We start from the raw sequence: 23,886 nt of genomic DNA, 5'->3' as shown, positions 1-23,886 counted from the left end.
AAGTCAATGGAAATTTGCGAAAAAACGGGAAAAACTTGCAAATAAGCAAAAATATAATTGGATAAATGCAAGTAAAACGAATGGAAAATGCAAAAAACAGAAAAGAAAATCGGTAAAAATGCAAATTTGGACTTGCAATTCACCAGAAGCAGCAGTATAATACGGTCGTACGAGAGAAATAGGGCAGAGCATCTGCCGCCGAGAAATACGATCAGAAAAACGCTCGAATGAGCTGTCAAAAAGCTAGGAAAAGAAAGGATAGGAACAATGGACAACAAGTGGATTGATTTAACAGGAAAAGTAGTCATTGTCACCGGCGGTTCCATGGGAATCGGCGAGGCTATCACAGCAGACCTGAAGAGCTGTGGCGCAAAGGTAGCGATTTTCGATATGGCAGATCTGAAGCCGGAAGCACTGGATGAGAACACCATGTATGTGAAGCTGGATATCCGGAAGAAGGCAGAGGTAGAGGCGGCAGTGGCACAGGTAGTCGAGAAGTTCGGCACCATCGACGCCCTGGTAAATAACGCAGGCGTGACCCGTCCAAGAATCCTGGTAGACTACTATAAAGAGTGTCCCCAGTACGAGCTCAGCGAGGACGACTTCGACTTCCTGGTGGGCATCAACGAGAAGGGAACCTTCCTGGTGGCGCAGGCCGTTACCAGAGTCATGCTGGAAAAGCATTCCGGAGTCATCGTGAATATGTCCTCCGAGGCAGGTCTCCGCGGTTCCGTGGGACACAGCTGCTACGCTGCTACCAAGGCTGCGGTACACAGCTTTACACAGTCCTGGGGCAAGGAGCTGGGCAAGTTCGGTATCCGCGTGCTTGGCATCGCGCCGGGCATCCTGGACAGAACCCCGGCTAATAACGACGAGAAGTACCGGGCACAGGCTTACGGCCGCGGTATGGGAACCGACGTGAAGCCGGAGCAGTTTTTCAAGAACTACAAGACCTCCATTCCTCTTGGAAGACCGGGTCATCTGTCCGAGGTGGCAGACGTGGTATGCTACCTGATTTCCGATCATGCGTCTTATCTGTCAGCCATTACCATTCCGGTAGGAGGCGGAAAAGACTGATCGATATATATTATAATAGGAGGGAATAACTATGGAAAAGGCAAGAGCACTGATTATTCCGGAGCAGAATTCTCTGGAGTTCGTGGAGCTGGAGAAACCGGATGTGAGAGCTTACGAGGTGCTGGTAAAAATCAAGGCTTGTTCCCTTTGCACTCTGGATCGAAGGGTATATCTGGGAACCAGAGCAAGACAGTTCCCGTTTCTGGGCGGCCATGAGGTGTCCGGTATCGTGGAAAAATGCGGCGACGGCGTGGTAGGTGTAAAGGAAGGCGACAAGGTCATCCTCACATCCGCGTACTGCAACCAGTGCGAGCTGGATCGGACCGGAAGAGGAACCCAGTGCATCAATAAGTCCAGGGAGCCCCAGAGAGTTAAGTTTGACGGCTATATCCAGGGCGGCGGTCTCTGCGAATACTTAAGCGTGCCCGCATGGCAGGTGATCAAGATTGCCGATGACGCGGATCTGGATCACGCGGCGCTGACCGAACCCCTGGCCTGCTGTGTACACAGCATCAACAAAGCCAGAATCAAGCTGGGCGATACAGTCGTGATTATCGGTATGGGTATTATGGGTTATTTCCACCTGAAGCTTGCTCTGATGCGCGGAGCCCGCGTCATCGTCAGCGAGATGGATCCCACCAGAAAGCAGAAAGCCCTGGACAGCGGCGCCCATGTGGTTATTGACCCCGGCACACAGGATTTGTGTGAAGAAGTGAAGAAGCTGACCGACGGCCTGGGCGCGGACGTGGTTGTAAATACCATTCCCAGCGCGGCCGTATGGAACAGTGCCATCCAGTCCCTGGCGCCCTACGGACGTCTGATTGCTTACTCCTCCCAGGACAGCAAGACGCCCATCGGCGTGGACTTCGGTATGATGCACAGCCGTGAGATTGAGTTCATCGGAACCCTGAATCCCACCATTGAGGACAATGATATCGCCACCAAGCTGATTACCTACCATCTGATCGATATGGAAGAGGTCATCGACGCCAGATTCCCCTTCAAGCAGGGCAAAGAGGCATTCGCGGCGGCTCTGAAGCCGGGCGCATATCGCGTGATCATTCAGTATTAAGGAGGAAAAGGGCATGCTGGTAACATTAAATGAGATACTGACAAAAGCAAAGGCAGAGGGCTATGCCGTACCGGCCACCAATGTGGATCATGATCACAATGTCCGCGCAGCCATCGAGGCAGCTGAGGAGATGAATTCTCCGCTGATTCTGAACATGACACCGACGGCGAATCCGGATATGGAATTCTTCGGCCCCATCGCAGCGGAGATGGCCCGTCGTTCCAGCCAGCAGATCTGTCTGAATCTGGACCATGGAAAGACCTTTGAGCAGTGTCTGCTGGGCGTTCGCTCGGGTTTTACCAATATCATGATCGACCGTTCCACCCTTCCCTTTGAGGAAAATGTGAAGCAGGTAAAGGAAATGGTAGACATCTGCCATGCCCTGGGCCTGACCGTAGAGGGTGAGCTGGGCCATGTGGGCATGGGCGATAACTACGCGGTAGACGGTAATCAGGCGCTGACCGATGTGAAGGAAGCGGCGGCATTTGTGGAGCAGACAGGCGTGGACGCCCTGGCAGTAGCCATCGGTACGGCTCACGGTGCGTACAAAGGGGTTCCGAAGATCCGCTTCGAGCTTCTGCACGAGCTGCGGGACGCGGTTCCCGTTCCCCTGGTACTTCATGGAGGAAGCGGAAGCGGGGACGAGAACCTGGCGAGATGTGCCAAAGAAGGAATCAATAAGCTGAATCTTTCCAACGACCTGAAGCGCGCAGCCATCGAGAACCTGGTAAACCGGGATCTCAGCGGCAATGCGGTATATCAGCTGTACCCGCTGCTGGCAGAGGGCTTCAAGAACAAGATTAAGCATTACATCGGAATTTGCGGCTGCGCAGGAAAGTAAACTATGAAGAAAATCAAGTATATTATCTGTGATTTGGACGGTACGCTTCTGAATGACCAGAAGCGTATCTCCGAAGCCCAGGCGGCCTATATCCGCCAGCTTCGGGAAAAGACCGGTATCCGTTTCGGATTTGCTTCCGGACGGGCCATCAGTTCCCTGAAGCCCATCGCGAAGGAAAACGGGCTCTATGAGGCCTGCGACCTGTATGTGGCCAATAACGGCGCGGATATCCACGACGGGGCCACCGGGGAAATGACCGAGATGGATATGGTATCCCTGGATGAGATGAAGTATCTGCTGGAGCTTTTCCGGCCCTATCCCTACATCAATGTGACCTTCCACAATCCCGGCCGGTTCTTTGCGGTCTATGACACGGAGAGAGCCAGAGGGATCAAGGAACTGAATCATTACCCGGAGATGGTGTCTCCCTTTGAACAGGAGTACAAAACAGCTCCCAGAGTGACGCTGGTCTTCGCGCCGGAGCGGATGGAAGAGGTCAAAAAGCTGGTGGCCGGACTGAAGCTGCCGGAGACCATCCGGTTCGTACAGTCCGAAAAGGACATCATTGACCTGTGCCATAAGACCGTATCCAAGGCCAAGGGAATCGAAGCCTATGTGAAGCAGTTCGGCGATAGCCTGGAGAATGTCATGGCTTTCGGCGACAATGACAACGATCTGGAGATGCTGCGGGCGGCCGGCGTGGCGGTGGCCATGAAGAACGCCACGGAGCGGGTTCAGAAGGAAGCCGATTATGTGACGGAGAAGACCAACAATGAAGACGGAATCATGCACTTCCTGCAGGAGCATGAAGACTGGTTCCGGTCACAGGAGAAAGCGTAATGGATAATTTTGAATTTTATATTCCCACAAGAGTCTATTTCGGACGGGGCCAGATCGAACAGCTGAAGCATGAGCTTCCGGCTTACGGAAAGAGAGTCCTGCTGGTATACGGCGGCGGAAGCATCAAGCGCAGCGGCATCTATGACACCGTCGGCGCCATTGCAAAGGAAGCCGGCGTGGAGCTCTTTGAGTTGTCCGGCGTGGAGTCCAACCCCACCATTAAGACCGTACGGCGGGGCGTGGCCCTGTGCAGGGAGCACGGCGTGGATGCAGTGCTGGCCATCGGCGGCGGCAGCGTCATCGACTGCAGTAAGGTGGTAGCGGCAGGCAACTGCTACGACGGAGACCCCTGGGATCTGGTCATTCATCCGGAACGCATGGAGAAGGCCCTTCCCATCCTCACCGTACTGACCATCGCGGCCACCGGAAGTGAGATGGATCACATCGCGGTGATCACCAATGAGGAGACCAACGACAAGCTGGGTACCCGAAATCCGGTGCTCCGCCCCAAGGTGAGCATCCTGGATCCCACCTATACCTTTACCGTAAACGCGTTCCAGACGGCCTCCGGCGTGGCGGATATCATGTCCCATGCCATGGAGTCCTACTTCGCCAAAAGCGAGGCAAAGCTCCAGGACTATTTTGCGGAGAGCATCCTGCGGGTATGCGTGGAATTCGGTAAGAAGGCCCTGGACACCCCGGATGATTACGAGGCCCGCGCCAATATCATGTGGGCCAGCAGCTGGGCCATCAACGATACCCTGAAGCTGGGACATATGATTCAGTGGAGCGTTCACCCCATTGAGCATCAGCTCAGCGCGGTATACAATATGACCCACGGCGTGGGACTGGCCATTCTGACTCCCCACTGGATGGAGCATGTGCTGAGCGAGGAGACCGTGGACAAGTTCTACGAGCTGGCAGTTACCATCTGGAAGGTGCCGGAGAGCGAGGACAAGTTCGCAGTGGCAAAAGAGGGCATCGAGCGCCTGAAGAAGTTCTACCGGACCCTGGGTATCAGTGAGCATCTGGCAGACTTCGGCATCGACGAGACCTATTTCGAGGCCATGGCCGGGAAGGCAGCGGCACAGCTTGCCACCGCGTATAAGCCCCTGACCAAGGAAGAGGTTATCGAGATTTACAGAGAAAGCTTATAAAAAACGTGAACACACTCAAAAGAGTCTGTTATATATAAGGAGGAGAAAATTATGAACGCAATCGTAATGGGAGCAGGAAGAATCGGTAGAGGATTCGTAACAGAGCTTCTGACAGCAAACCATGTGAACATCACATTCTTTGATGCCACAGACGCCATGGTGGAGGAACTGAACAAGCAGGGACAGTACGAGATCCATGTACTGGGCGCTGAGTCCAAGAACACCATCGTAAAGAATGTAAAGGCATATTCCACAAAGGATACCGACAAGCTGGCTGAGTGCTGGGCAGACGCGGACTTCATCTTCACAGCCTGCGGCGGAAAGAACATGAAGGCAGTAGGAGCTACCCTGGCTGAGGCGTTTAAGAAGGTTATCGCGGCAGGAAAGGTACATACCAGCAACATCGTAACCTGCGAGAACTGGATCGACCCGGCTACCGACCTGAAGAACGGCATCCTGGAGAACCTGACTGAGGATGAGAAGAAGGTATTCGAGGAGAACACCGGCGTCAGCGAGTCTGTAGTTATGTGTACCGGTACAGGCGCTCCGGATCCCAGCAAGCTGGTGAATCCCATGGATACCTGGGTACAGGATCTGCGTTACCTGCCGGTAGATAAGGATCGCATCCGCGGCGAGCTTCCGACTCTGGAGTACATCGAGTTCGTACCGGAGTTCGGCAATCTGCTGAAACAGAAGATTTATACCAATAACACCAGCGTAGCAACTGTAGCATATCTGGGAAGACTGAAGGGTCTGACCTATGTGGCAGAGAGCGCAAATGATCCGGAGATCGAGCCGATCCTGGACGGCGTATATGCCGAGATCAACGAGGCGCTGGTAAAGGGTATGGGCATCAATGAGGAGAGCCAGCTGGCATTCTCCAAGCGCGCAAAGGCAAAATATACCGATAGAGCCATCATTGACATACTGACACGTATCGCCCGCGACCCGATCCGGAAGTTGGGACCGGAAGATCGTTTCATCGGACCCATCAGCATCGCCCTGAAGGTAGGCGTAAACCCGAAGAACATCGCTCTGGGCTGCGCAGCTGCCATCTACTATGAGAATCCGGAAGATGAAGTGGCCGTAGAGCTGGTTAAGATCCGGAAGGAGAAGGGCGTGGACTACATCCTGGAGAACATCTGCAAGCAGGATCTGAACGGACCGGTTGTAAAGTGCATCAAGGAAGCTGTCGCTGAGCTGAAGCAGAAGGGCTGGATCAAGGAGGACTAATTGAATAACGTAATCATTCTTGGAGCAGGACGGATTGGCCGGGGTTTTCTGGCCAGACTGCTCCATGAAGATGGCAGAGATCCTGTCTTCTTTGCAGCGACAGACGCTACGGTACAACGACTGCATGGTAAGACATACGAGATCCATGTACTGGGCGCGGAAGAAAAAAATGTGCTGGAAACAGAAGTACAGGCTTTTTCTGTCAGGGATACAGAGGCATTGGCCTCACAGTGGGCCAGGACAGAGCTGATTTTCACGGCCTGCGGCGGAAAAAATCTGGAAGCCCTGGGCGGGGAGCTGGCCAAGGCCTTTCAGCTTCTGCGGAGCATGGGGAAAGCCCATGTGAGCAATATCGTCACCTGCGAGAACTGGAAAGCGCCGGAAAAAGTATTGAAAGAGGCTATATGCGGCCACCTGACGCAGAAAGAGCGCGCGGACTTTGAGCGTCTGACGGGAGTTACGGAGTCAGCGGTCATGTGCTCCGGCACCGGAGCGCCGGAACCGTCAGCCCTTCATTACCCCATGGATACCTGGGTTGAGGATGTGCTGTATCTTCCGGTGAACGCCAAAGGCATGAAGGGAGAGCTGCCGCAGCTTTCCTGCATCGAGTTCCTGCCGGACTTCGGATCACTGCTTCGGCAGAAGCTCTATACGAGGAATACCAGTATCGCCACCATCGGCTATCTGGGCAGGCTGAAGGGCCTGACCTATGTGGCGGAAGCGGCGGCTGATCCGGAGATCGCGCTCATTCTGGACGAGCTGTACCGGGAGGTCAGCGAGATTCTGGTTCAGAGTCTGGGTATCGATCGGGAGAAGCAGAGGGTCTTTGCGGAGCGGGCGGACGCCAAGAATCGGAACCCGCTGATCATCGATCCCCTGACCCGCATCGGCCGGGATCCCATCCGGAAGCTGAGCCCGGAGGATCGGCTCATCGGGCCCCTGCGGGAGGGAGCGGCGCTGGGACTTTCCACAGACGCCATTGCCTTGGGCTGCGCGGCGGCTCTTTATTATGAAGACCCGGAGGACGAGACAGCCTGCAGGCTGGCAGAGCTTCGACGGGAAAAGGGAACGGATTATATCTTAAAAGAAATCTGCGGTCTCGATCCGGCGGGAGAAGAAGCAAAACGGATTCGCAGGGCCCAGGAACGATTAAAAGAGAAAGGTTGGATACAGAAATTATGAAGAAGGCAGTAGTTATCGGCGCCGGACAGTCCGGACGCGGTTATGTGGCAAGATATCTTTATGAGAAGGGGTATCAGATTACATTCATCGAGGAAAATGAGGAGCTGATTAAGCTTCTGGACGAGGATCGGGCGTTCAGTATCCATTTCTATCACATGGATCGCAAGCCGGTTTATATCCACGGTTTCCGTGTATACAAGACCTATTCCAGGCAGGCGGAGGCAGCCATTGCGGACGCGGACTTTGTGTTCACCGCAGTGGGCGAGCAGAATCTGGGCGACGTGGCAAAGCAGCTGAAGGCCGGCATGGAGGGCAAGCAGAAGCGCACCGTAGTTATCACCTGCGAGAATGGTATCAATCCGGGCCGCGTTATGCGTACTCACATGCAGAATGAGAAGATCGAGGCGAATTACGTGGTATCCCAGACAGCCATTTTCTGTTCCACTGTTGTGATCCGCGGAACCAGACTGGATATCCTGTCCCAGAATGAGACCTATTTCCCCTATGACTGCGACGAATTTACAGACCCGTTTGACTTCAACGGCGCAGTGCCCATTCATGACTTCGAGAAGTTCTTCAAGCGTAAGATCTATACCTACAACTGCCTGGCAGGACTGATTTCCTACTGCGGCTATGTGAAGGGCTATGAGGTATACGGCGAGGCAGCCATCGATCCGGACGTATCCGATACCATGGATCAGCTGCTGGCAGAGCTGGATCCCTGCCTGATGGAGTACTTCGGTATCACCATGGAGGATCAGACCGCGTTCTCTCAGAAGGCACTGAAGAAATTCAAGGATCTCTACATTCTGGACTACACCATCAAGAATGGCCGGGCTCCCTACCGGAAGCTGGGTCCCACAGAGCGTATCATGACTCCCATGCGGATCCTCATGGACCACAAGAAGGACCCGAGCATCATGCAGTTTGTAGCTGCGGCAGCTCTGGTTTACTGGGAGGAGCGCCAGGGCAAGAATGGCGAGCCCATGCTGGAGAAGGATCCCATCACCACCTTCTGCGAGCTGAACGACCTGCAGAAGGACGACCCCATCGTGAAGGGCGTGGAGAAGTATCTGGAGAAGATTCACCAGAACCGGGAGCATGTTGTGATCCAGGAATTACTGTAAAGACATTGACGTTTTCCGCATTTTCGTTTAGAATGCAAGGTGCGGAGATGAAGGGCGGGGAAGCCGGCAAAGCTTTCTCCGTCCTTTTTGTATCACCACAGGAAATCATGGGATTTCCGTATTCGGATTTTTAAGGGAGAAGAAAAAGCATGTTTCAGTTAAAGAAAATGACCATGGAAATGCACGATCAGGTGCTGGAAATGGTGGAGCAGTTTTATCACAGCGAGGCGGTCTGCCATTCGGTCCCCCGGGAGCGGCTGGAGCAGACCTTCGCGGATGCGGTGAGCCCGGATCCGGTTCTGGAGGGCTTTGTGCTGACGGAGGGAGACAGCATCGTGGGTTTCGCCTACATCACCGAGTATTACGCCTGCGAGGTGGGCGGCCGCTGCCTCATGTTTGAGGAGCTGTTTTTAAAGGAGGAGGCCCGGGGAAAGGGCTACGGCACCCGCTTTTTTGAGGAAATCATGAAGGCGAAGCCCCAGGCGCGCCGTTTCCGCCTGGAGGTGACCCGGAGCAATGAGAAGGCCGTGCGGCTCTATGAGCATCTGGGCTTTTCATTCCTGGAGTATGATCAGATGGTGCTGGACCGATAAGCGGGGAGGAAGCCGGAATGAAGGGGAATACAGAGGAGAACACAGGGAAAAGCATGGACGGTAAGATGGACGAAAGGCTGATGAGGCTGGCGTTGGAGGCCAGAGAGCGTTCCTACAGCCCCTATTCCCATTTTCGGGTGGGAGCGGCCCTGCTCTGCGGGGACGGCAGCGTGTATACAGGCTGTAATATCGAGAACGCGGCCTTTACGCCGGGGATCTGCGCCGAGCGGACAGCCTTTGCCAAGGCGGTCAGCGAGGGGAAAAGGAGCTTTCGGGCCATCGCCATCGCAGGCGGACCGGAGAAAGGGCATCCTGCCTTTACCGCTCCCTGCGGCGTATGCCGTCAGGTGATGGCGGAATTCTGCGATCCGGAAGGCTTCCGGATCCTGCTGGGAGCCGGAACCGACGAGACACAGGAATTCCGGCTGAAGGAGCTTCTGCCCTTCGGCTTTGGACCGGGAGACCTGAAGGAGGAATGTGAAGGATGAAAGGCTGGAAAAAGCTGTCCCTGAGACAGAAGGAGCTGTGCTTTTTTCTTCTGCTGGTTTTCTTCGGAGGAATCAAGCAGTTTCTGGTATACAATCTGCCCATTATGGCGGTGCCCAAGGGCATCCATGACGACTGGATCATGGTACACCTGGCGGATACCCTGAGAAATGGCCAGTGGCTGGGGGAATACAATGACCTGACCCTGACCAAGGGCATGTTTTTTCCGCTGTATCTGGCGGTCATTAACTTTTTACATCTGTCCTATCTGAATGTGACAGCCCTGCTTTACACGGTCAGCTGCATGATTTTCGTCTATGCCCTGCGGCCCCTGGTAAAGAAGTACCGGTACAGCATGCTCCTGTATCTGGCCCTTCTGTGGAATCCGGTGTCCTATTCGGTGCAGGCATTCCAGAGAGTGTACCGGAACAGTATTTCCTATATACAGGTGCTGCTGATCTTCGGGGGGCTCCTGGCTCTGTGGCTGCGGCGGAAGGAACCGGTGAAAAAGCAGTTTCTGTGGCTTCTGACAGCGGCAGTGGGCATGGTTACCTTTTTCTACACCCGGGAGGACGCCATCTGGGTGGAGCCCTTCCTCATCGTCTTTGTGCTGGTGTATCTGGGGAGCATGTTCCTGCTCTGGAAAAAGGAGCGCGCAAAGGAGTATGCGGTGAAGGCGGCGCTGGTCCTTCTGCCCTTCTTCTGCATCTGGGGAGCTGGCCGGCTGATCGCCCGGGAAAATTACAGTCATTATAATATCCGTCTGACCAACGAGCTTCAGAAGGGCGGATTTGCGGAAATGTATAAAAGCATGATGGCGGTGAAGCCGGAGGAGGATATTCCGGGCGTCACCATGACCCGGGAGAAGGTGGCGCGGATGTGCGACGAGTGCCCCACCTTAAAGAAACTGGAGCCCTATATCCGGAGCAGCCGCCTCTACTGGGCCGGTTCCGAGGAGAATGAAAAGGACTGGGAGGTGCGGGACGGCTGGGTCTTCTGGATCTTCCGTACAGCCCTGGAGCAGGCCGGGTACTATACAGACGGGGAGACGGTGAATCAGGTCTGCCTGCAGATCCGGGACGAGCTGGAGACAGCCATGGACGAGGGACGGCTCACACGGCAGGCGACTATGCCTTCCACCTACATGTCTCCCTGGCGGAAGGGCTATCTGGGGGATCTTTTTGGGGCCCTTGGAAAAGCCATTGGATACACTGCCACCTATGACGAAATGAAGACCCTGGTCTATCTCTACAGCGAGCCTGATGAGAACGGCGGCATCCCGCTGTTTGAGCGGATGACAGGGGACAAGGCGGTCTGGTATGAGTCGGATCTCATCGAAATGGCGGGCTGGTATGCCTCCTATGAGGGCATGGACGGCGTGACTCTGCAGGCGGAGCTTCCCGACGGCACGGTGCTTGCCACTGCGGAGTTTACCGAGAGCGACGATATCGCGGCTTATCTGGCGGGACAGGGCATCACAGCGCCCGGCAGCGAACAGTGCCGTTTTTCCCTGAAGCTTTCCGTGGAGGACAAGCCTCAGATCGTATATCTGAAGGCCTATCGAAACGGCGAACCTCTGGATTCTTACGAGTTGTCGGATCAGGTGACCCGCGTGGAGAGCGATACCTCCTGCCTGAACCTGGACTGGTACTGGGATGTGCCCGAGCGTCACGGACTGCTGGCGGAGATTAACTATAAGGGCGAGGTGCTGAATGGCATCCGTCTGATTTACCACTACACCGGAGCTGTCGTGGCTGCGGCGGGGGCCCTGGCCTATGTGCTGCTGTGCGTCCGCATGGTGAAACGACGCCTGGCAAAGGTGAAGGATACGGACGACAGAGATCTGTCCGTGTGGCTGGTGCTGTCGGCCCTGCTGGCCAGCTATTTTGTACTTCTGGGCGGTATCTCCTACTCGGAGATCTCCGGCTGGAACGCTATTCTGTACTGGTATCTGTCGGGAGCCTATCCCATCCTGATTGCTTTTGAGGCGCTGGCGGTGATCTTCTGGTTACAGGATTGGAAACGAAACAGAAGTGATGGATACAATGTTGTAAAATGAAATGAAATGTATTATAATGAAAAAATCAGAAGAGGAGGAGAAACATTATGAAACTGATTATTGATAACGCGAACATCAACGACATCCGTTCTATGTATGAGTATTTCCCCATGGACGGCGTAACCTGTAATCCGACCATTCTGGCCAAGGAAAAGCGCCCGCCCTACGAGGTGCTGAAGGAGATCCGTGATTTCATCGAGGAAGGCGAGCTCCACGTGCAGGTTTTAAGCGACCTGGCGGACGGCATGGTGGAGGAGGCCTATAAGATCCGCAAGGAGCTGGGCGACGATACCTTTATCAAGATTCCCACCACCAAAGAAGGACTGAAGGCCATCCGGATCCTGGCAGCAGCAGGCATTAACGTTACAGCTACCGCCATCTACACCCAGATGCAGGCATTCCTGGCAGCCAAAGCAGGCGCCCAGTATGTGGCACCCTATATCAACCGGATTGACAATCTGGGTTCCGATGGTGTGCGTACCGCAAAGGAGATCCACGACATGTTTCGCAACTACGGCTTCAAGACCGAGGTGCTGGCAGCCAGCTTCAAGAACTCCCGTCAGGTTATTACCCTGTGCGAGTACGGTATCGGAGCCACTACGATTTCCCCGGACGTACTGGATCTGCTGATTAAGAATGATTCTGTAACGGCGGCCCTGAATGTGTTCCGCAAGGACTTCGAGAAGGTCTGTGGAAAAGGAAAGACCATGCTGGACTGCGGCTGATGGCTGACAGGTGGATGGCGATAAGAGATAAGGTGTGTAAGAGGAAATCTTATGATAGATTTGCATTTGCATTTTGATGGTTCCCTGCTTCCGCGCACAGTGTTGGAGCTGGCGCAGGAGCAGGGAATCCTGCTTCCGAGCCGGGAACCGGATGAGCTGAAGCTCTTTCTGACCGCACCGGCAGACTGCGGAAGCCTGAACGAATATCTGGAAAAGTTTGATCTGCCGCTGCAGGTGCTTCAGACAAAGGAGGCCCTGCGGAAGGCCATGTATATCCTGGTGAGCTCCCTAAAGGAACAGGGGATGCTTTACGCGGAAATCCGCTTTGCGCCCCAGCTTCACCGGAAAAAGGGTCTGACCCAGGAGCAGGTGGTGAAGGCGGCCCTGACTGGTATGCAGGAGGCGCTGGCAGGCTCCTTTTTCAAGTGTAAGCTGATTTTGTGTTGTATGCGGGGAGCGGATAATCGGGAAGAGAACCTGTGTACAGTGCGGACAGCGGCGGCTTTTCTGGGTCGGGGCGTGGCGGCGGTGGATCTGGCCGGGGCGGAGGCCCTGTATCCAACGGCAGACTTCGCGGATATTTTCAGACTGGCCAGAGAGCTTGGGGTGCCCTTTACGATTCACGCAGGAGAGGCTGACGGGCCGGAGAGCATCGAGACGGCACTGGACTTTGGGGCCGGCCGGATCGGCCATGGGGTCCGTGCAGCGGAGAATCCGGAGCTGCTTGAGCGCCTTAAGCGGGAGCAGGTTCCCCTGGAAATGTGTCCCAGCAGTAATGTACAGACGAAAGCGGTGGCTTCTGTCTCAGAACATCCGGTGCTGGACTTCCTGCGGCAGGGACTGGCCGTGACGGTGAATACGGACAATATGACAGTGTCCGATACTACCATAGAGAAGGAATTCGCTCTGTTGACCCAGAAACTGGGCATGAGGCCGGAGGAGCGAAAGGCCCTGCTTCTGAACGCGGCGGACGCGGCTTTCCTGACGGCAGAGGAGCGGTGGAGGCTGAAAGATGTGATCGGGAAAGTTTGCCTGTAGCACGGGCAGGAGGAGAATGGAAATGGCAAAGAAGAACGCGAGAAATACAAGAGGAAAAATCGTCAATGCAGCCTGGAAGCTTTTCTATGAGCAGGGCTATGAGGATACCACTGTGGAGGAGATCATCGCCCTGTCCGGCACATCCAAAGGCTCCTTCTATCACTATTTCGACGGCAAGGACGCCCTTCTTTCCACCTTAAGCTCCCTCTTCGACGAAAAGTATGAGGAGCTGATGGAGGAGCTGACGCCAGAAATGACGGCCATGGATCAGCTGCTTTTCCTGAATCAGGAGCTGTTTAAAATGATCGAGGACAGTATTTCTCTGGATCTGCTGGCCCGGCTTTATTCTACCCAGCTGACCACCAGCGGCGAGAAGCATCTGCTGGATCACAACCGGATTTACTATAAGCTTCTGCGGAAAATCATTGCCGGAGGCCGGGAGAACGGGGAACTGAGCCGGAGCTCCAGCGTCAGCGAGATGGTGAAGCTCTATGCCCTGTGTGAACGGGCCCTTCTGTACGACTGGTGTCTCTGCGCCGGGGAGTATTCCCTGGTGGAGTACAGTGGGCGGGTGCTGCCGGTGTTCCTGGGGAGCTTTCTGCCCCGGAAGAATTGAATGATTGGAAAGGGTAATGCGGCAGAGCTGCAGGGGCCGATAAAGCGGCCCGCCGCAGGCGAAACATTCTGAAATCATGAGTCTATTTTAAAATTTATTCTTTGTATATCTGAGTTTCTGAACTGTCGTCTAGTATAAAAATACTTTAAAACCAATGAAAATATATATTTTATGAAAGAATAGTACGGGATTCGTTCTATACTTTGTTCTGCATTGTAGTCCATTTTTTGCTGTGCTATAATAAGCCTCATGTGCGGGGCAGGCAAGAACTGCCTCTGTGATTGTAAGACAAATGAGGAGGAAGTAACTATGACAGGACAAGTGGGAATTCTCGCTGCGATTGTGATTTATCTGGTCGCAATGGTCTATGTGGGATTCTATTTCAGCAAGAAGGGCAGCGGCGATTCTGCCGATGAATTTTATCTGGGCGGACGGAAATTAGGCCCGCTGGTAACGGCGATGAGCGCGGAGGCGTCGGATATGAGCAGCTGGCTCCTGATGGGTCTGCCGGGTGTCGCTTATCTGACCGGTATCTCAGACGCGGGATGGACCGCCATCGGTCTGGGCCTGGGAACTTATCTCAACTGGCTCATTGTGGCGAAGCGCCTGCGCCGCTATTCAGTAAAATGCAATGCCATCACGATTCCGGATTTCTTCTCCAGAAGATTCCGGGATGAGAAGAATATTCTCATGTGTATCGCGGCCATTGTGATTCTGATTTTCTTTATTCCCTATACGGCGTCAGGATTTAAGGCTATCGGAACCCTGTTTTCCAGCCTGTTCGGTGTGAATTATCATGTGGCTATGATCGTGGGGGCTGTTGTTATTGTGGGTTACACAGTTCTGGGCGGCTTTATGGCGGTGTCCACCACGGACCTGATTCAGAGTATTGTTATGACGATTTCGCTGGTGGTAATCGTGTTTTACGGCATTCACCTAGCGGGCGGCTGGGGGGCTGTTATGGACAATGCCCATTCTCTGGCGGGCTTCCTGTCCATGACTCAGATGCACGATAGCGCCACCAATACGGCAAGTCCTTACAGCCTGCTGACGATTGTATCTACCATGGCGTGGGGACTGGGGTATTTCGGGATGCCTCATATCCTGCTTCGTTTTATGGCTATCGAAGACGAGAATAAACTGACCCTTTCCCGCCGGATTGCCAGTATCTGGGTTGTAATTTCCATGGCAGTGGCTATCCTGATCGGTGTGATTGGCTGCGCGGCTTCTGTGCGGGGGGCGATTCCGACCTTTGCAACCAGTGCGGAGTCCGAGACTGTCATTATTCGTTTTGCGCATCTGCTGGGACAGCATAATTTCCTGCTTTCCCTGATCGCGGGCGTGGTTTTGGCCGGTATCCTGGCATGTACTATGTCCACAGCGGACTCCCAGCTTCTGACGGCAGCTTCCGGTGTATCCCAGAACCTGCTGCAGGATTTCCTGAAAATTAAGATGAGTGCAAAGGCTTCCATGATGGCGGCGCGTCTGACCGTAATTGGCATTGCCGTTGTGGCGATTTTCCTGGCATGGAATCCGGACAGCTCTGTATTCTATATCGTATCCTTTGCATGGGCAGGCTTCGGCGCGGCCTTCGGCCCGCTGATGCTCTTCGCGCTGTTCTGGAAGCGCACCAATATGCAGGGCGCTCTGGCCGGCATGCTTGCAGGCGGCGTGATGGTCTTTGTATGGAAGTATCTGGTTCGTCCCATGGGCGGTGTCTGGAACATCTATGAGCTGCTTCCGGCCTTCATTGTATCGGCCCTGGCCATCGTAATCGTGTCACTGCTGACGGAAGCACCGTCCAAGGAGATTTGTGAGGAATTTGATTCGGTTGGAAGATAAAAGAAAGGGTTTCCGGTAGGTTGTGAGCTGCCGGGATTCCCTTACACGGACGAAGAAAGAAATATCCCCTCTCACCGGAAAACAAGCTAAACCCGGTGAGAGGGGATATTTCTCTCTTTTGTTCCGACAGTTCATAGACTACCGTTTCGTGTGCCCTTTTTACAGCTTAATATTCTTAAACAGATCTCCCAGCGTAGTAGTCAGTTCCTCCGCCTCCGGGATGTCGATCTTCTCTTCCTGAATCTCTTCAGCCGCCACATCATGCAGCGCCTTCATACTCAGGGACAGCTTGCCGTCTTTCACTGCGATGACCTTCACCTTCACAGTATCGCCCACCTTCAGCACCACATCCGGGCTCTTGATGCGCTTCTCGGAAATCTGGGATACATGCACCAGACCGGAGAGGCCGTTGCCCAGGTCAATGAAAGCGCCGTAGGGCTGAATGCTCTCGACCTTACCTTCTGTTACAAGGCCCACCTCCACATTGGAGATTTTCGCCCGGCGCTCCTCGGCAGCCTTCTCGCGAAGCAGCTCTTTGGCGGACAGAACAAGCTTCTGATTCTCCGGGTCAGCAGTGATGACCTGTACCCGGATCTCTTTCCCCAGCCAGTCGTCCAGATCCTCCACATAATTCAGCGAAAGCTTAGACGCCGGGATAAAGCCGCGGATACCTTCCACATAAGCTACCACGCCGGATTTCACGATGCCGCCCACCTTTACAGTGAGAACCGTCTTGTCCTCCAGATACTGCACCAGAGTTTTCCATGCCTGGTCAGCCGCTGCGGCCTTCCGGGACAGCAGAATATGCCCCTGTCCGTCATCGGTGCGGAGAACGGTGGCGGTCACCTCATCGCCCACCTGTACGTCAGCCTTGATGGAGAAAGCCGGGTCATCGGAGTAGTCCTCCAGGCGGATAATACCCTCGGTATAGTACTTCAGATCCACAGTTACCTCAGATTCGGACACGCCGATGACAGTTCCGGTCAGTACATCACCCTCCTGTACCTGACGGAAGGAAGCTTCCAGCTCATCCTTGTAGTCGTCCATTGTTGTCTTTTCTTCCATTTCCCAATACCTCTTTTCCTAATCTTCAGGATACAGCAGAATTCATGTAAAATCAGCTGTCCAACAGCTATATTATATGTTAAAATAGGGCAAAAAGCAAACGGAATGTTGCCGGAAGTAAAGTGGAAAAAACAGAGAATGGCAGCGGAAGCAGGAGAAAAAGAATGAATCAGGTAACAGTGAGAAATATTACATTTGGAGAGGGAAGACCGAAGATCTGCGTTCCGATAACGGGCCGTACCGGAGAGGAGATTGCGCTGCGGACGGCGGAGCTGAAAGCGGCGAAGCCGGATCTGGCGGAATGGCGGGCAGACTGGTATGAGGAAGTATTTGACAGGGAAAAACTGGAAACTATGCTGGCGTGGCTGCGAGTGGAGCTGGGCGGGCTGCCGCTTCTGGTGACCTTCCGGACCAGAGAGGAGGGCGGCGAGCAGAGTATCAGCGCCGGAGCCTACGAAGACTTTCTTCGCACCGTGATGGATTCCGGCCAGGCGGACCTCATCGACGTGGAGCTGTTTCGGGGAGAAGAGCTGCTTCGGGATATCTGCAAAGAGGCAAAGGCGCAGGGGATAAAGGTGATTGCCTCCAGCCATGATTTTGAAAAGACTCCGGCAAAAGAGAAGATCCTGGCCCGGCTAATCCGGATGCAGGACTGCGGCGCGGATCTTCTGAAGCTGGCAGTGATGCCGCAGACTGCGGAGGATGTGCTGACTCTTTTATCCGCTACCCTGGAAATGAAGGAACAGCACGCAAAGCAGCCCGTCGTCACCATGTCCATGGGAGCGAAGGGCGCTGTGAGCCGTCTGACCGGAGAACTGTTCGGCTCCGTTATGACCTTCGGAAGCGCGGGCGTGGCCTCCGCGCCGGGGCAGGTGAGCGTGCCGGAGCTGAAGGCGGCCCTGGAGGTACTGCGGCAGGCATAATCTGCATAATCTGAGATTAAATAATAGATCAGGCGGTGTTCCCATGAATAATCCGACCATGGAAAATGTGCTGAACCTGGCTCTGGACGCCACCCCGGAGGAACGGGCCCGTTCCCTGAATCTGGAGGTGGGCTTTGACGCAGAGGAAAGGACCTGGGAAGTGATCGTGAAATATTCCGGTTCTTTGAAGGGGCTGGAGGATGCAGGTGTAAGCGTGACGGAGCTTTTGAACGGATACGCGGTTCTTATGGTACCTGAGTCCCGGATCGACCAACTGGCCCGGATGCCGGAGATCGAATATATCGAAAAACCAAAGAGGCTGTTTTTCTCTGTAAGTCAGGGAAAGACAGCCTCCTGTATTACAGCGGTGCAGAACGCGCGGTACGACCTGTATGGGGACGGCGTGCTGGTGGCGGTGCTGGATTCCGGCGTGGACTATGCCCATCCGGATTTTCAGAATGAGGACGGAAGCACTCGGATTCTGGCTCTGTGGGATCAGACCATCCCGGGCAGGCCGCCGGAGGATTACCGGATTGGGACGGAATATACAGAGCAGGAAATCAACGAGGCGCTGGCGGCCGACACGGAGGCGGAGCGTTATCGGCTGGTGCCCAGCCGGGATGTGAGCGGCCATGGTACCCGGGTTCTGGGCATCGCGGCAGGCAACGGCCGGGCCAGCAGCGGCCGCTACCGGGGAATCGCCAGCCGAAGTCCGCTTTTGGTGGTAAAGCTTGGAACACCCCGTGAGGACAGCTTTCCCCGGACCACGGAGCTGATGCAGGGGCTGGACTACTGTATTCGGAAGGCATTAGAGCTTCGCCTGCCCGTGGCCGTCAATATCAGTATCGGCAATACCTACGGGGCCCATGACGGCACTTCCCTCCTGGAAACCTACATCGCCGACATCGCCAATGTCTGGAAATCGGTCATTTGTATCGGCACGGGAAATGAGGGTTATGCGGCAGGGCATGCGGCAGGGACACTGCGGGCTTTTGTGACTGAGAGCATCGAATTGGCTGTAGGAGAGTATGAAACGGCTTTCAGCATTCAGATTTGGAAATCCTATCTGGATGAGGTTGACATCAGATTAGTCAGCCCGGGCGGGAGAAGAGCCGGACCGATTCAGAAAGTGCTGGGAGCGCAGCGCTTTGTGCTGGAAGAGACGGAGATTCTGCTGTATTACGGAGAGCCTGTGCCCCACAGTCAGTCCCAGGAAATTTACCTGGAGCTGCTTCCCCGGGAGAATTATGTGGATACAGGGATCTGGACACTGGAACTGTCTCCGGGCGAAATCCGCGATGGACGCTATCACCTGTGGCTTCCCAGCGCCGCCGTCCTGAACGGCGGTACCCGGTTTCTGCGCCCTTCGACGGATACTACCCTGACGATTCCCTCCACTGCCCGCCGTATTGCTGCTGTGGGAGCCTACGACAGTCGAAGCCACACCTACGCCGACTTCTCCGGCCGCGGCAACACCCGGGACGGCCGGGAAAAGCCCATGATGGCCGCTCCAGGCGTCCGCGTCCTCGCCCCAGCCCCCGGCGGCACCTACGCCGAAGCCACCGGCACCTCCTTCGCCGCACCCTTTGTCACCGGTTCTGCTGCCCTCCTGATGCAGTGGGGCATCACCGATGGCCACGACCCCTACCTCTATGGCGAAAAAGCCCTGGCTTACCTGAAAAAAGGCACCCGCCCGCTTCCGGCGTTTGCAGAGTATCCGAATCCCCAGGTGGGGTGGGGGACACTCTGTCTCCGCGGCAGTATTCCGGTATAAATATAATGGTCTTTGTAAAATTAGCAGATTATGAAATTTTAATTCTTTGCTCACAGTTTGAACACATTTGACTGCTAAACTACTAATCATCCGGGGATCGGCTATATGGCCGGGAGGATGGAAATGAGCGGAGGAAGGAGTGCATAGTTATGTACGATAATGAGAACGAATCTGAGAACCTGAATTCCGGAATGGATGCGGGAGCAGAGAAGAACATAGATGCAGAAAGCAGTGTAAATGCGGAGAATGCCGCAGAGCAGAGCGGAGAGACGGCAGCCACTGGAAGCCAGTATCGCTATACAGGCCCTTTCTATCAGGATGAGGACTATCGGAAGGCAAAAAGCAGCAGCGCAGATGGAGGCACAGGCACATCCGGAAGAAGCACTTATCATGGAACTACGGGAAGCGGCTGGGAGGAAAAACCGAAAAAAAAGAAGAAGTTCGGCAGAACTGTAGCAAAGACTGTCTGTATAGCACTGGTATTCGGCGTGGTGGCCGGAGCTGCCTTTCAGGGAACTAATTACGTGGGCAGGAAGCTTTTTGGAGATCAGGTGGCGGCTTCTGCCGGCCAGGACGCAGTGGAGAGCGGCGAGACGCCGGAAGTAAGCTCCGTGCCGCCCCAGACAGGAAGCAGCACCACTTCCACATCTGCCGGTTCTGTTTCGGATATCGTAAAGGAATGTATGCCTTCTCTGGTGGCTATCACCAATGTGAGTGTTAAGGAAGTACAGAATTACTGGGGCTTCGGCTGGTACAGTCAGCCGCAGCAGCAGGAGGAGACCTCCACGGGAACCGGTATCATCATCGGCCAGAACGACGACGAGCTGCTGATTGTCACGAACAATCATGTGGTGTCCGGCGCCGCAGAGCTGTCTGTACTGTTCAGCGTAGATGAGGGAAAAGACGGAGCGACGGCCGTGGAAGCGAAGCTAAAGGGCTCCGATGCCACCAAGGATGTGGCGGTCATCGCTGTGCAGCTGTCAGATATTCCGTCGGATACCATGTCCGAAATTAAGGCGGCCAGCATCGGAGATTCCTCCCAGGTACAGGTGGGCGACGAGGTTGTCGCCATCGGAAACGCCCTGGGATACGGCCAGTCTGTTACCAGAGGTATCGTAAGCGCCCTGGAGCGGGAGGTGTCCCTGAAGAACGACGACGGAACCGTCATCAGCAATAAGCTGATTCAGACGGACGCAGCCATCAATCCGGGTAACAGCGGCGGTGCTCTGCTGAATATGAAGGGCCAGGTCATCGGTATCAACGAGGCGAAGCTTTCCTCCAATTATGTGGAGGGCATGGGTTACGCCATCCCCATTTCCGATGTGGAAGGTATCATCGGAGATCTGCAGAATCTGAAGACCCGTTCCGCAGTGGCGGAAGAGAAGATGGGATATCTGGGAATCACCTGCCAGGACGTGAGCAGCGAGATTGCCCAGCAGTATGATATGCCCGAGGGCGTTTATCTGAAGTCTGTGGTGGCAGGCTGCGCGGCAGATAAGGCCGGATTGAAGAAGGGCGATATCCTGACCAAGTTCGACGGTGTGAGTGTCACCGGCTACGACGCCCTGCGCCAGCGCCTCCAGTATTACGAGGCAGGCGAGACCGTGGAAGTGACGGTACAGTCCCCGCAGAACGGAGAATATGTGGAAAAGACCGTATCCCTGACCTTGAATACTAAGGCAGAAGTGGAAGCGGCGTCTAAGTAAAGAAAAGAAAAATAGCAGAAAAGACCGGGTGCAGAGGAGACTTCTTTCTTCTTACGCTTGGTCTTTTTTTCAAGATGTGATATACTCGGGAAAAGGAGTAATGTTATGCAGGATAAGGATTATCAGGAAAATCAGGAAAACGAAAAAGAGGAGCTGACCGGAGAACCGGGGCAGAATCCGGAAGGGGAACAGGAGAAGGAACAGGATTATGAGAAGTACTGCTTCCTCTGCAGAAGGCCGGAGAGCCAGGCCGGAAAGCTGATTACCCTCACCGACGGCATCAGCGTATGCCCGGAATGTATGCAGAAGACCATGGATACCCTTCAGAACGGGAATCTTGATTTTTCCCGGATGCCGGGAATCAGCATGATCAATCTGTCTGATTTGCAGAATATGATGCCCCGTCAGCAGAAGGTGAAAAAGAAGAAGCCGAAGGCAGAGGAAAAGCAGGAGAGCTTCGACATCCGGAGTATCCCGGCGCCCCATAAAATCAAGGCCAGCCTGGATGAGTATGTCATTAGTCAGGATTACGCAAAGAAGGTCATTTCCGTGGCGGTGTATAACCATTATAAACGGGTGGCCACAGGAACCCAGGATGAGATCGAGATCGAAAAGTCCAATATACTGATGCTGGGCCCCACCGGAAGCGGAAAGACCTATCTGGTGAAGACCCTGGCGAAGCTTCTGGATGTGCCGCTGGCCATCGCCGACGCCACCTCCCTGACCGAGGCAGGCTATATCGGAGACGATATCGAGAGCGTGATTTCCAAGCTGCTGGCCGCGGCCGACAACGACGTGGAAAAGGCGGAGCGGGGCATCGTATTTATCGACGAGATCGACAAGATTGCCAAGAAAAAGGATACCCATCACCGGGATGTGAGCGGGGAATCCGTGCAGCAGGGACTGCTGAAGCTTCTGGAGGGAGCCGAGGTGGAGGTGCCCGTGGGGGCCAGCAGCAAGAATGCCATGGTACCGCTGACCACTGTGAATACCCGGAATATTCTCTTTATCTGCGGCGGTGCGTTCCCGGAGCTGGAGACGGTCATCAAGGAACGGCTGAACCAGAAGTCCTCCATGGGCTTCCAGGCAGATCTGAAGGACAAATACGATAAGGAGCCGAACCTGCTGGCAAAGGTGACTGTGGAGGATCTGCGGAACTTCGGCATGATCCCGGAGTTTCTGGGACGACTGCCCATTATCTGCACCCTGGAGCCCCTGGATCGGGAGAAGCTGGTACGGATCCTGAAGGAGCCGAAGAACGCCATCCTGAAGCAGTATCAGAAGCTGCTGGCCCTGGATGAGGTGCAGCTGGAGTTCGACGACGACGCCCTGGAGGCCATTGCCGGGGAAGCCATGAGGAGGGATACGGGAGCCCGGGCCCTGCGGGCTATCATCGAGGAATTTATGCTGGATATCATGTATGAGATTCCGAAGGATGACAATATTGGCAGAGTAACCATTACACGGGAATATATCGAGCATCGGGGAGGCCCGCTCATTGCCATGCGGGGCGTCCTGAAGCTGGAGCAGCAGGAACTATAATAAGATGAAAAATGATTGTCTGAATGTGTGGAAGGGCATCGCGGCTTTTTGCGTGGTGTTCATCCACTGCAAGTTTCCGAGCCCCATCGGAGGCATGATGGACGGACTGGCCCGGTTCGCGGTGCCGCTGTTTTTCATGGTCAGCGGATACTTTTCCTATGGAAAGGGAATGGATACGGTAAAAAGAAGAAGCAGGCATATCCTTCGCCTGCTGATTACGGCAGTGATAGCTTATTATTTCTGGGAGCTGCTGGTGCTGAAGACAGAAGGAAGCCTGACGATGACGGTGGTGGCGGGAAAGCTGTTTTCTGCGAAAGTCCTTTTGCGGTTCCTGCTATGGAATATGGTGCCCTATGCGCCTCCGCTGTGGTTTTTGGGAGCGCTGTGGTACTGCTATCTGTTTTATGGAATCCTGGTGAGAGGGAAGAAGGAAGAAAGCTGCTATCTTTTGATTATTCTCTGTCTGGCGGCAAACCTGATTCTGGGAGACTTCTGCAGGATCGCAGGTCTGCGTCTGCCTGTACGGTGGTTCAGAAACTTCTGGCTGACGGGACTGCCCTTTTTCCTGTGGGGACATTGGTTCGCAGGCCGGATGCAGCGGGGAAAGCGGCTGGCTTCGGACGGGGCATGCCTTTGCATGATTGGACTGGGAGTCTGCCTTTCCATGGGCGAACTGTTCCTGTCGAAAGGGGCGGAGCTGTATGTGGGAAGTATTTTGATGACAGCCGGGATTTTCATGCTGGCACTTCGCCATCCGGAGGCTGGAAGGGGAAGTATTCTCGCCCGGATCGGAGAACAGGATTCCCAGGCTATCTATCTGTGGCACTATCTGATTTATAATGGAACGCCGACCCTGGCGCTGGCGGCGGGAATCCGGGAAACTGCCTGGTATCCGTGGCTGATGCCCCTGTGGGTCTGCCTGGTTTCCCTGGGACTGGCTGAGATTTTAAACGCTCTGAAATACAGGGCGAAGAGAGGAGAATAGACT

21 protein-coding genes are annotated in these 23,886 nt (G+C 54.6%); 20 read left to right on the top strand and 1 reads right to left on the bottom strand.

The window, feature by feature from the left end; all coding sequences use genetic code 11:
• Positions 1-267 precede the first annotated feature (267 nt).
• The 15 genes from H8S44_RS11620 to H8S44_RS11550 all read left to right on the top strand — a co-directional run bounded on the left by H8S44_RS11620 (position 268) and on the right by H8S44_RS11550 (position 15,888).
• Positions 268-1,077 carry a sorbitol-6-phosphate dehydrogenase subunit gene (locus H8S44_RS11620; RefSeq protein ID WP_186872352.1) on the top strand — a complete coding sequence of 270 codons (810 nt, stop codon included), beginning with the start codon at positions 268-270 and terminating at the stop codon, positions 1,075-1,077.
• A 31-nt stretch (positions 1,078-1,108) separates the two neighbouring features.
• Positions 1,109-2,149, top strand: a complete 1,041-nt coding sequence (locus H8S44_RS11615; protein ID WP_186872353.1) for a zinc-dependent alcohol dehydrogenase — start codon at positions 1,109-1,111, stop codon at positions 2,147-2,149.
• A gap of 13 nt (positions 2,150-2,162) precedes the next feature.
• Complete coding sequence (locus tag H8S44_RS11610; protein WP_186872354.1) at positions 2,163-2,990, top strand: class II fructose-bisphosphate aldolase; 828 nt, start codon at positions 2,163-2,165, stop codon at positions 2,988-2,990.
• A 3-nt stretch (positions 2,991-2,993) separates the two neighbouring features.
• Positions 2,994-3,830: a Cof-type HAD-IIB family hydrolase gene (locus H8S44_RS11605; RefSeq protein ID WP_186872355.1), complete on the top strand. Its 837-nt coding sequence runs from the start codon at positions 2,994-2,996 to the stop codon at positions 3,828-3,830.
• Complete coding sequence (locus H8S44_RS11600; RefSeq protein ID WP_186872356.1) at positions 3,830-4,987, top strand: iron-containing alcohol dehydrogenase; 1,158 nt, start codon at positions 3,830-3,832, stop codon at positions 4,985-4,987. Before H8S44_RS11605 ends, H8S44_RS11600 begins: the two co-directional genes overlap by 1 nt.
• 51 nt (positions 4,988-5,038) lie before the next feature.
• The gene (locus H8S44_RS11595; RefSeq protein ID WP_186872357.1) at positions 5,039-6,220 is read left to right on the top strand and encodes a mannitol dehydrogenase family protein; all 1,182 of its coding nucleotides are present in this window, start codon (positions 5,039-5,041) and stop codon (positions 6,218-6,220) included.
• On the top strand, positions 6,221-7,402 hold the full coding sequence (locus H8S44_RS11590; RefSeq protein WP_207724110.1) for a mannitol dehydrogenase family protein: 1,182 nt from the start codon (positions 6,221-6,223) through the stop codon (positions 7,400-7,402). It abuts the gene before it with no gap.
• Positions 7,399-8,529: a mannitol dehydrogenase family protein gene (locus H8S44_RS11585; RefSeq protein ID WP_186872358.1), complete on the top strand. Its 1,131-nt coding sequence runs from the start codon at positions 7,399-7,401 to the stop codon at positions 8,527-8,529. The genes H8S44_RS11590 and H8S44_RS11585 overlap by 4 nt, the downstream gene beginning before the upstream one ends.
• 149 nt (positions 8,530-8,678) lie before the next feature.
• On the top strand, positions 8,679-9,122 hold the full coding sequence (locus tag H8S44_RS11580) for a GNAT family N-acetyltransferase (RefSeq protein ID WP_186872359.1): 444 nt from the start codon (positions 8,679-8,681) through the stop codon (positions 9,120-9,122).
• Between the two features lie 17 nt (positions 9,123-9,139).
• A complete protein-coding gene (cdd, locus tag H8S44_RS11575) occupies positions 9,140-9,610 on the top strand; it encodes a cytidine deaminase (protein WP_186872360.1) in 471 nt (156 codons plus the stop codon).
• Entirely contained in the window at positions 9,607-11,667 is a 2,061-nt protein-coding gene (locus H8S44_RS11570) for a hypothetical protein (protein ID WP_186872361.1), read from the top strand. The genes cdd and H8S44_RS11570 overlap by 4 nt, the downstream gene beginning before the upstream one ends.
• Positions 11,668-11,714: 47 nt before the next feature.
• Positions 11,715-12,392, top strand: coding sequence for a transaldolase family protein (locus H8S44_RS11565; protein WP_186872362.1), 678 nt, complete (start codon positions 11,715-11,717; stop codon positions 12,390-12,392).
• Positions 12,393-12,443: 51 nt separating this feature from the next.
• Positions 12,444-13,430 carry an adenosine deaminase gene (add, locus tag H8S44_RS11560; RefSeq protein WP_186872363.1) on the top strand — a complete coding sequence of 329 codons (987 nt, stop codon included), beginning with the start codon at positions 12,444-12,446 and terminating at the stop codon, positions 13,428-13,430.
• 22 nt (positions 13,431-13,452) lie between these two features.
• Positions 13,453-14,046 (top strand): TetR/AcrR family transcriptional regulator, encoded by a 594-nt coding sequence (locus tag H8S44_RS11555; RefSeq protein ID WP_186872364.1) that lies wholly within the window; start codon positions 13,453-13,455, stop codon positions 14,044-14,046.
• 309 nt (positions 14,047-14,355) lie between these two features.
• Positions 14,356-15,888, top strand: coding sequence for a sodium/proline symporter (locus H8S44_RS11550; RefSeq protein ID WP_186872365.1), 1,533 nt, complete (start codon positions 14,356-14,358; stop codon positions 15,886-15,888).
• 159 nt (positions 15,889-16,047) lie between these two features.
• Here H8S44_RS11550 and H8S44_RS11545 read toward each other — a convergent pair whose 3' ends face one another.
• Complete coding sequence (locus H8S44_RS11545; RefSeq protein WP_186872366.1) at positions 16,048-16,953, bottom strand: S1 RNA-binding domain-containing protein; 906 nt, start codon at positions 16,951-16,953, stop codon at positions 16,048-16,050.
• A gap of 164 nt (positions 16,954-17,117) precedes the next feature.
• On the opposite strand from H8S44_RS11545, the gene aroD reads away from it, so the two are divergent.
• The 5 genes from aroD (at position 17,118) to H8S44_RS11520 (ending at position 23,883) form a co-directional block, all read left to right on the top strand.
• Entirely contained in the window at positions 17,118-17,876 is a 759-nt protein-coding gene (aroD, locus tag H8S44_RS11540; protein ID WP_186872367.1) for a type I 3-dehydroquinate dehydratase, read from the top strand.
• 43 nt (positions 17,877-17,919) lie between these two features.
• Positions 17,920-19,650 carry a S8 family peptidase gene (locus H8S44_RS11535; RefSeq protein WP_186872368.1) on the top strand — a complete coding sequence of 577 codons (1,731 nt, stop codon included), beginning with the start codon at positions 17,920-17,922 and terminating at the stop codon, positions 19,648-19,650.
• 149 nt (positions 19,651-19,799) lie between these two features.
• Positions 19,800-21,356, top strand: coding sequence for a S1C family serine protease (locus H8S44_RS11530; protein ID WP_243167586.1), 1,557 nt, complete (start codon positions 19,800-19,802; stop codon positions 21,354-21,356).
• A 105-nt stretch (positions 21,357-21,461) separates the two neighbouring features.
• On the top strand, positions 21,462-22,898 hold the full coding sequence (clpX, locus tag H8S44_RS11525; RefSeq protein WP_186872369.1) for an ATP-dependent Clp protease ATP-binding subunit ClpX: 1,437 nt from the start codon (positions 21,462-21,464) through the stop codon (positions 22,896-22,898).
• Between the two features lie 4 nt (positions 22,899-22,902).
• Complete coding sequence (locus H8S44_RS11520; protein ID WP_186872370.1) at positions 22,903-23,883, top strand: acyltransferase family protein; 981 nt, start codon at positions 22,903-22,905, stop codon at positions 23,881-23,883.
• Positions 23,884-23,886 lie beyond the last annotated feature (3 nt).

Origin of the sequence: Anaerosacchariphilus hominis (genome assembly GCF_014290175.1) — a bacterium.
Classification (GTDB): domain Bacteria; phylum Bacillota; class Clostridia; order Lachnospirales; family Lachnospiraceae; genus Laedolimicola; species Laedolimicola hominis.
This window is presented reverse-complemented; position numbering and strand designations above follow the sequence as displayed.

Coding starts and splice junctions, on each gene's coding strand:
- H8S44_RS11620 (WP_186872352.1), top strand. CDS start 268: ATGGACAACAAGTGGATTGATTTAACAGGAAAAGTAGTCATTGTCACC.
- H8S44_RS11615 (WP_186872353.1), top strand. CDS start 1,109: ATGGAAAAGGCAAGAGCACTGATTATTCCGGAGCAGAATTCTCTGGAG.
- H8S44_RS11610 (WP_186872354.1), top strand. CDS start 2,163: ATGCTGGTAACATTAAATGAGATACTGACAAAAGCAAAGGCAGAGGGC.
- H8S44_RS11605 (WP_186872355.1), top strand. CDS start 2,994: ATGAAGAAAATCAAGTATATTATCTGTGATTTGGACGGTACGCTTCTG.
- H8S44_RS11600 (WP_186872356.1), top strand. CDS start 3,830: ATGGATAATTTTGAATTTTATATTCCCACAAGAGTCTATTTCGGACGG.
- H8S44_RS11595 (WP_186872357.1), top strand. CDS start 5,039: ATGAACGCAATCGTAATGGGAGCAGGAAGAATCGGTAGAGGATTCGTA.
- H8S44_RS11585 (WP_186872358.1), top strand. CDS start 7,399: ATGAAGAAGGCAGTAGTTATCGGCGCCGGACAGTCCGGACGCGGTTAT.
- H8S44_RS11580 (WP_186872359.1), top strand. CDS start 8,679: ATGTTTCAGTTAAAGAAAATGACCATGGAAATGCACGATCAGGTGCTG.
- cdd (WP_186872360.1), top strand. CDS start 9,140: ATGAAGGGGAATACAGAGGAGAACACAGGGAAAAGCATGGACGGTAAG.
- H8S44_RS11570 (WP_186872361.1), top strand. CDS start 9,607: ATGAAAGGCTGGAAAAAGCTGTCCCTGAGACAGAAGGAGCTGTGCTTT.
- H8S44_RS11565 (WP_186872362.1), top strand. CDS start 11,715: ATGAAACTGATTATTGATAACGCGAACATCAACGACATCCGTTCTATG.
- add (WP_186872363.1), top strand. CDS start 12,444: ATGATAGATTTGCATTTGCATTTTGATGGTTCCCTGCTTCCGCGCACA.
- H8S44_RS11555 (WP_186872364.1), top strand. CDS start 13,453: ATGGCAAAGAAGAACGCGAGAAATACAAGAGGAAAAATCGTCAATGCA.
- H8S44_RS11550 (WP_186872365.1), top strand. CDS start 14,356: ATGACAGGACAAGTGGGAATTCTCGCTGCGATTGTGATTTATCTGGTC.
- H8S44_RS11545 (WP_186872366.1), bottom strand. CDS start 16,953: ATGGAAGAAAAGACAACAATGGACGACTACAAGGATGAGCTGGAAGCT.
- aroD (WP_186872367.1), top strand. CDS start 17,118: ATGAATCAGGTAACAGTGAGAAATATTACATTTGGAGAGGGAAGACCG.
- H8S44_RS11535 (WP_186872368.1), top strand. CDS start 17,920: ATGAATAATCCGACCATGGAAAATGTGCTGAACCTGGCTCTGGACGCC.
- H8S44_RS11530 (WP_243167586.1), top strand. CDS start 19,800: ATGTACGATAATGAGAACGAATCTGAGAACCTGAATTCCGGAATGGAT.
- clpX (WP_186872369.1), top strand. CDS start 21,462: ATGCAGGATAAGGATTATCAGGAAAATCAGGAAAACGAAAAAGAGGAG.
- H8S44_RS11520 (WP_186872370.1), top strand. CDS start 22,903: ATGAAAAATGATTGTCTGAATGTGTGGAAGGGCATCGCGGCTTTTTGC.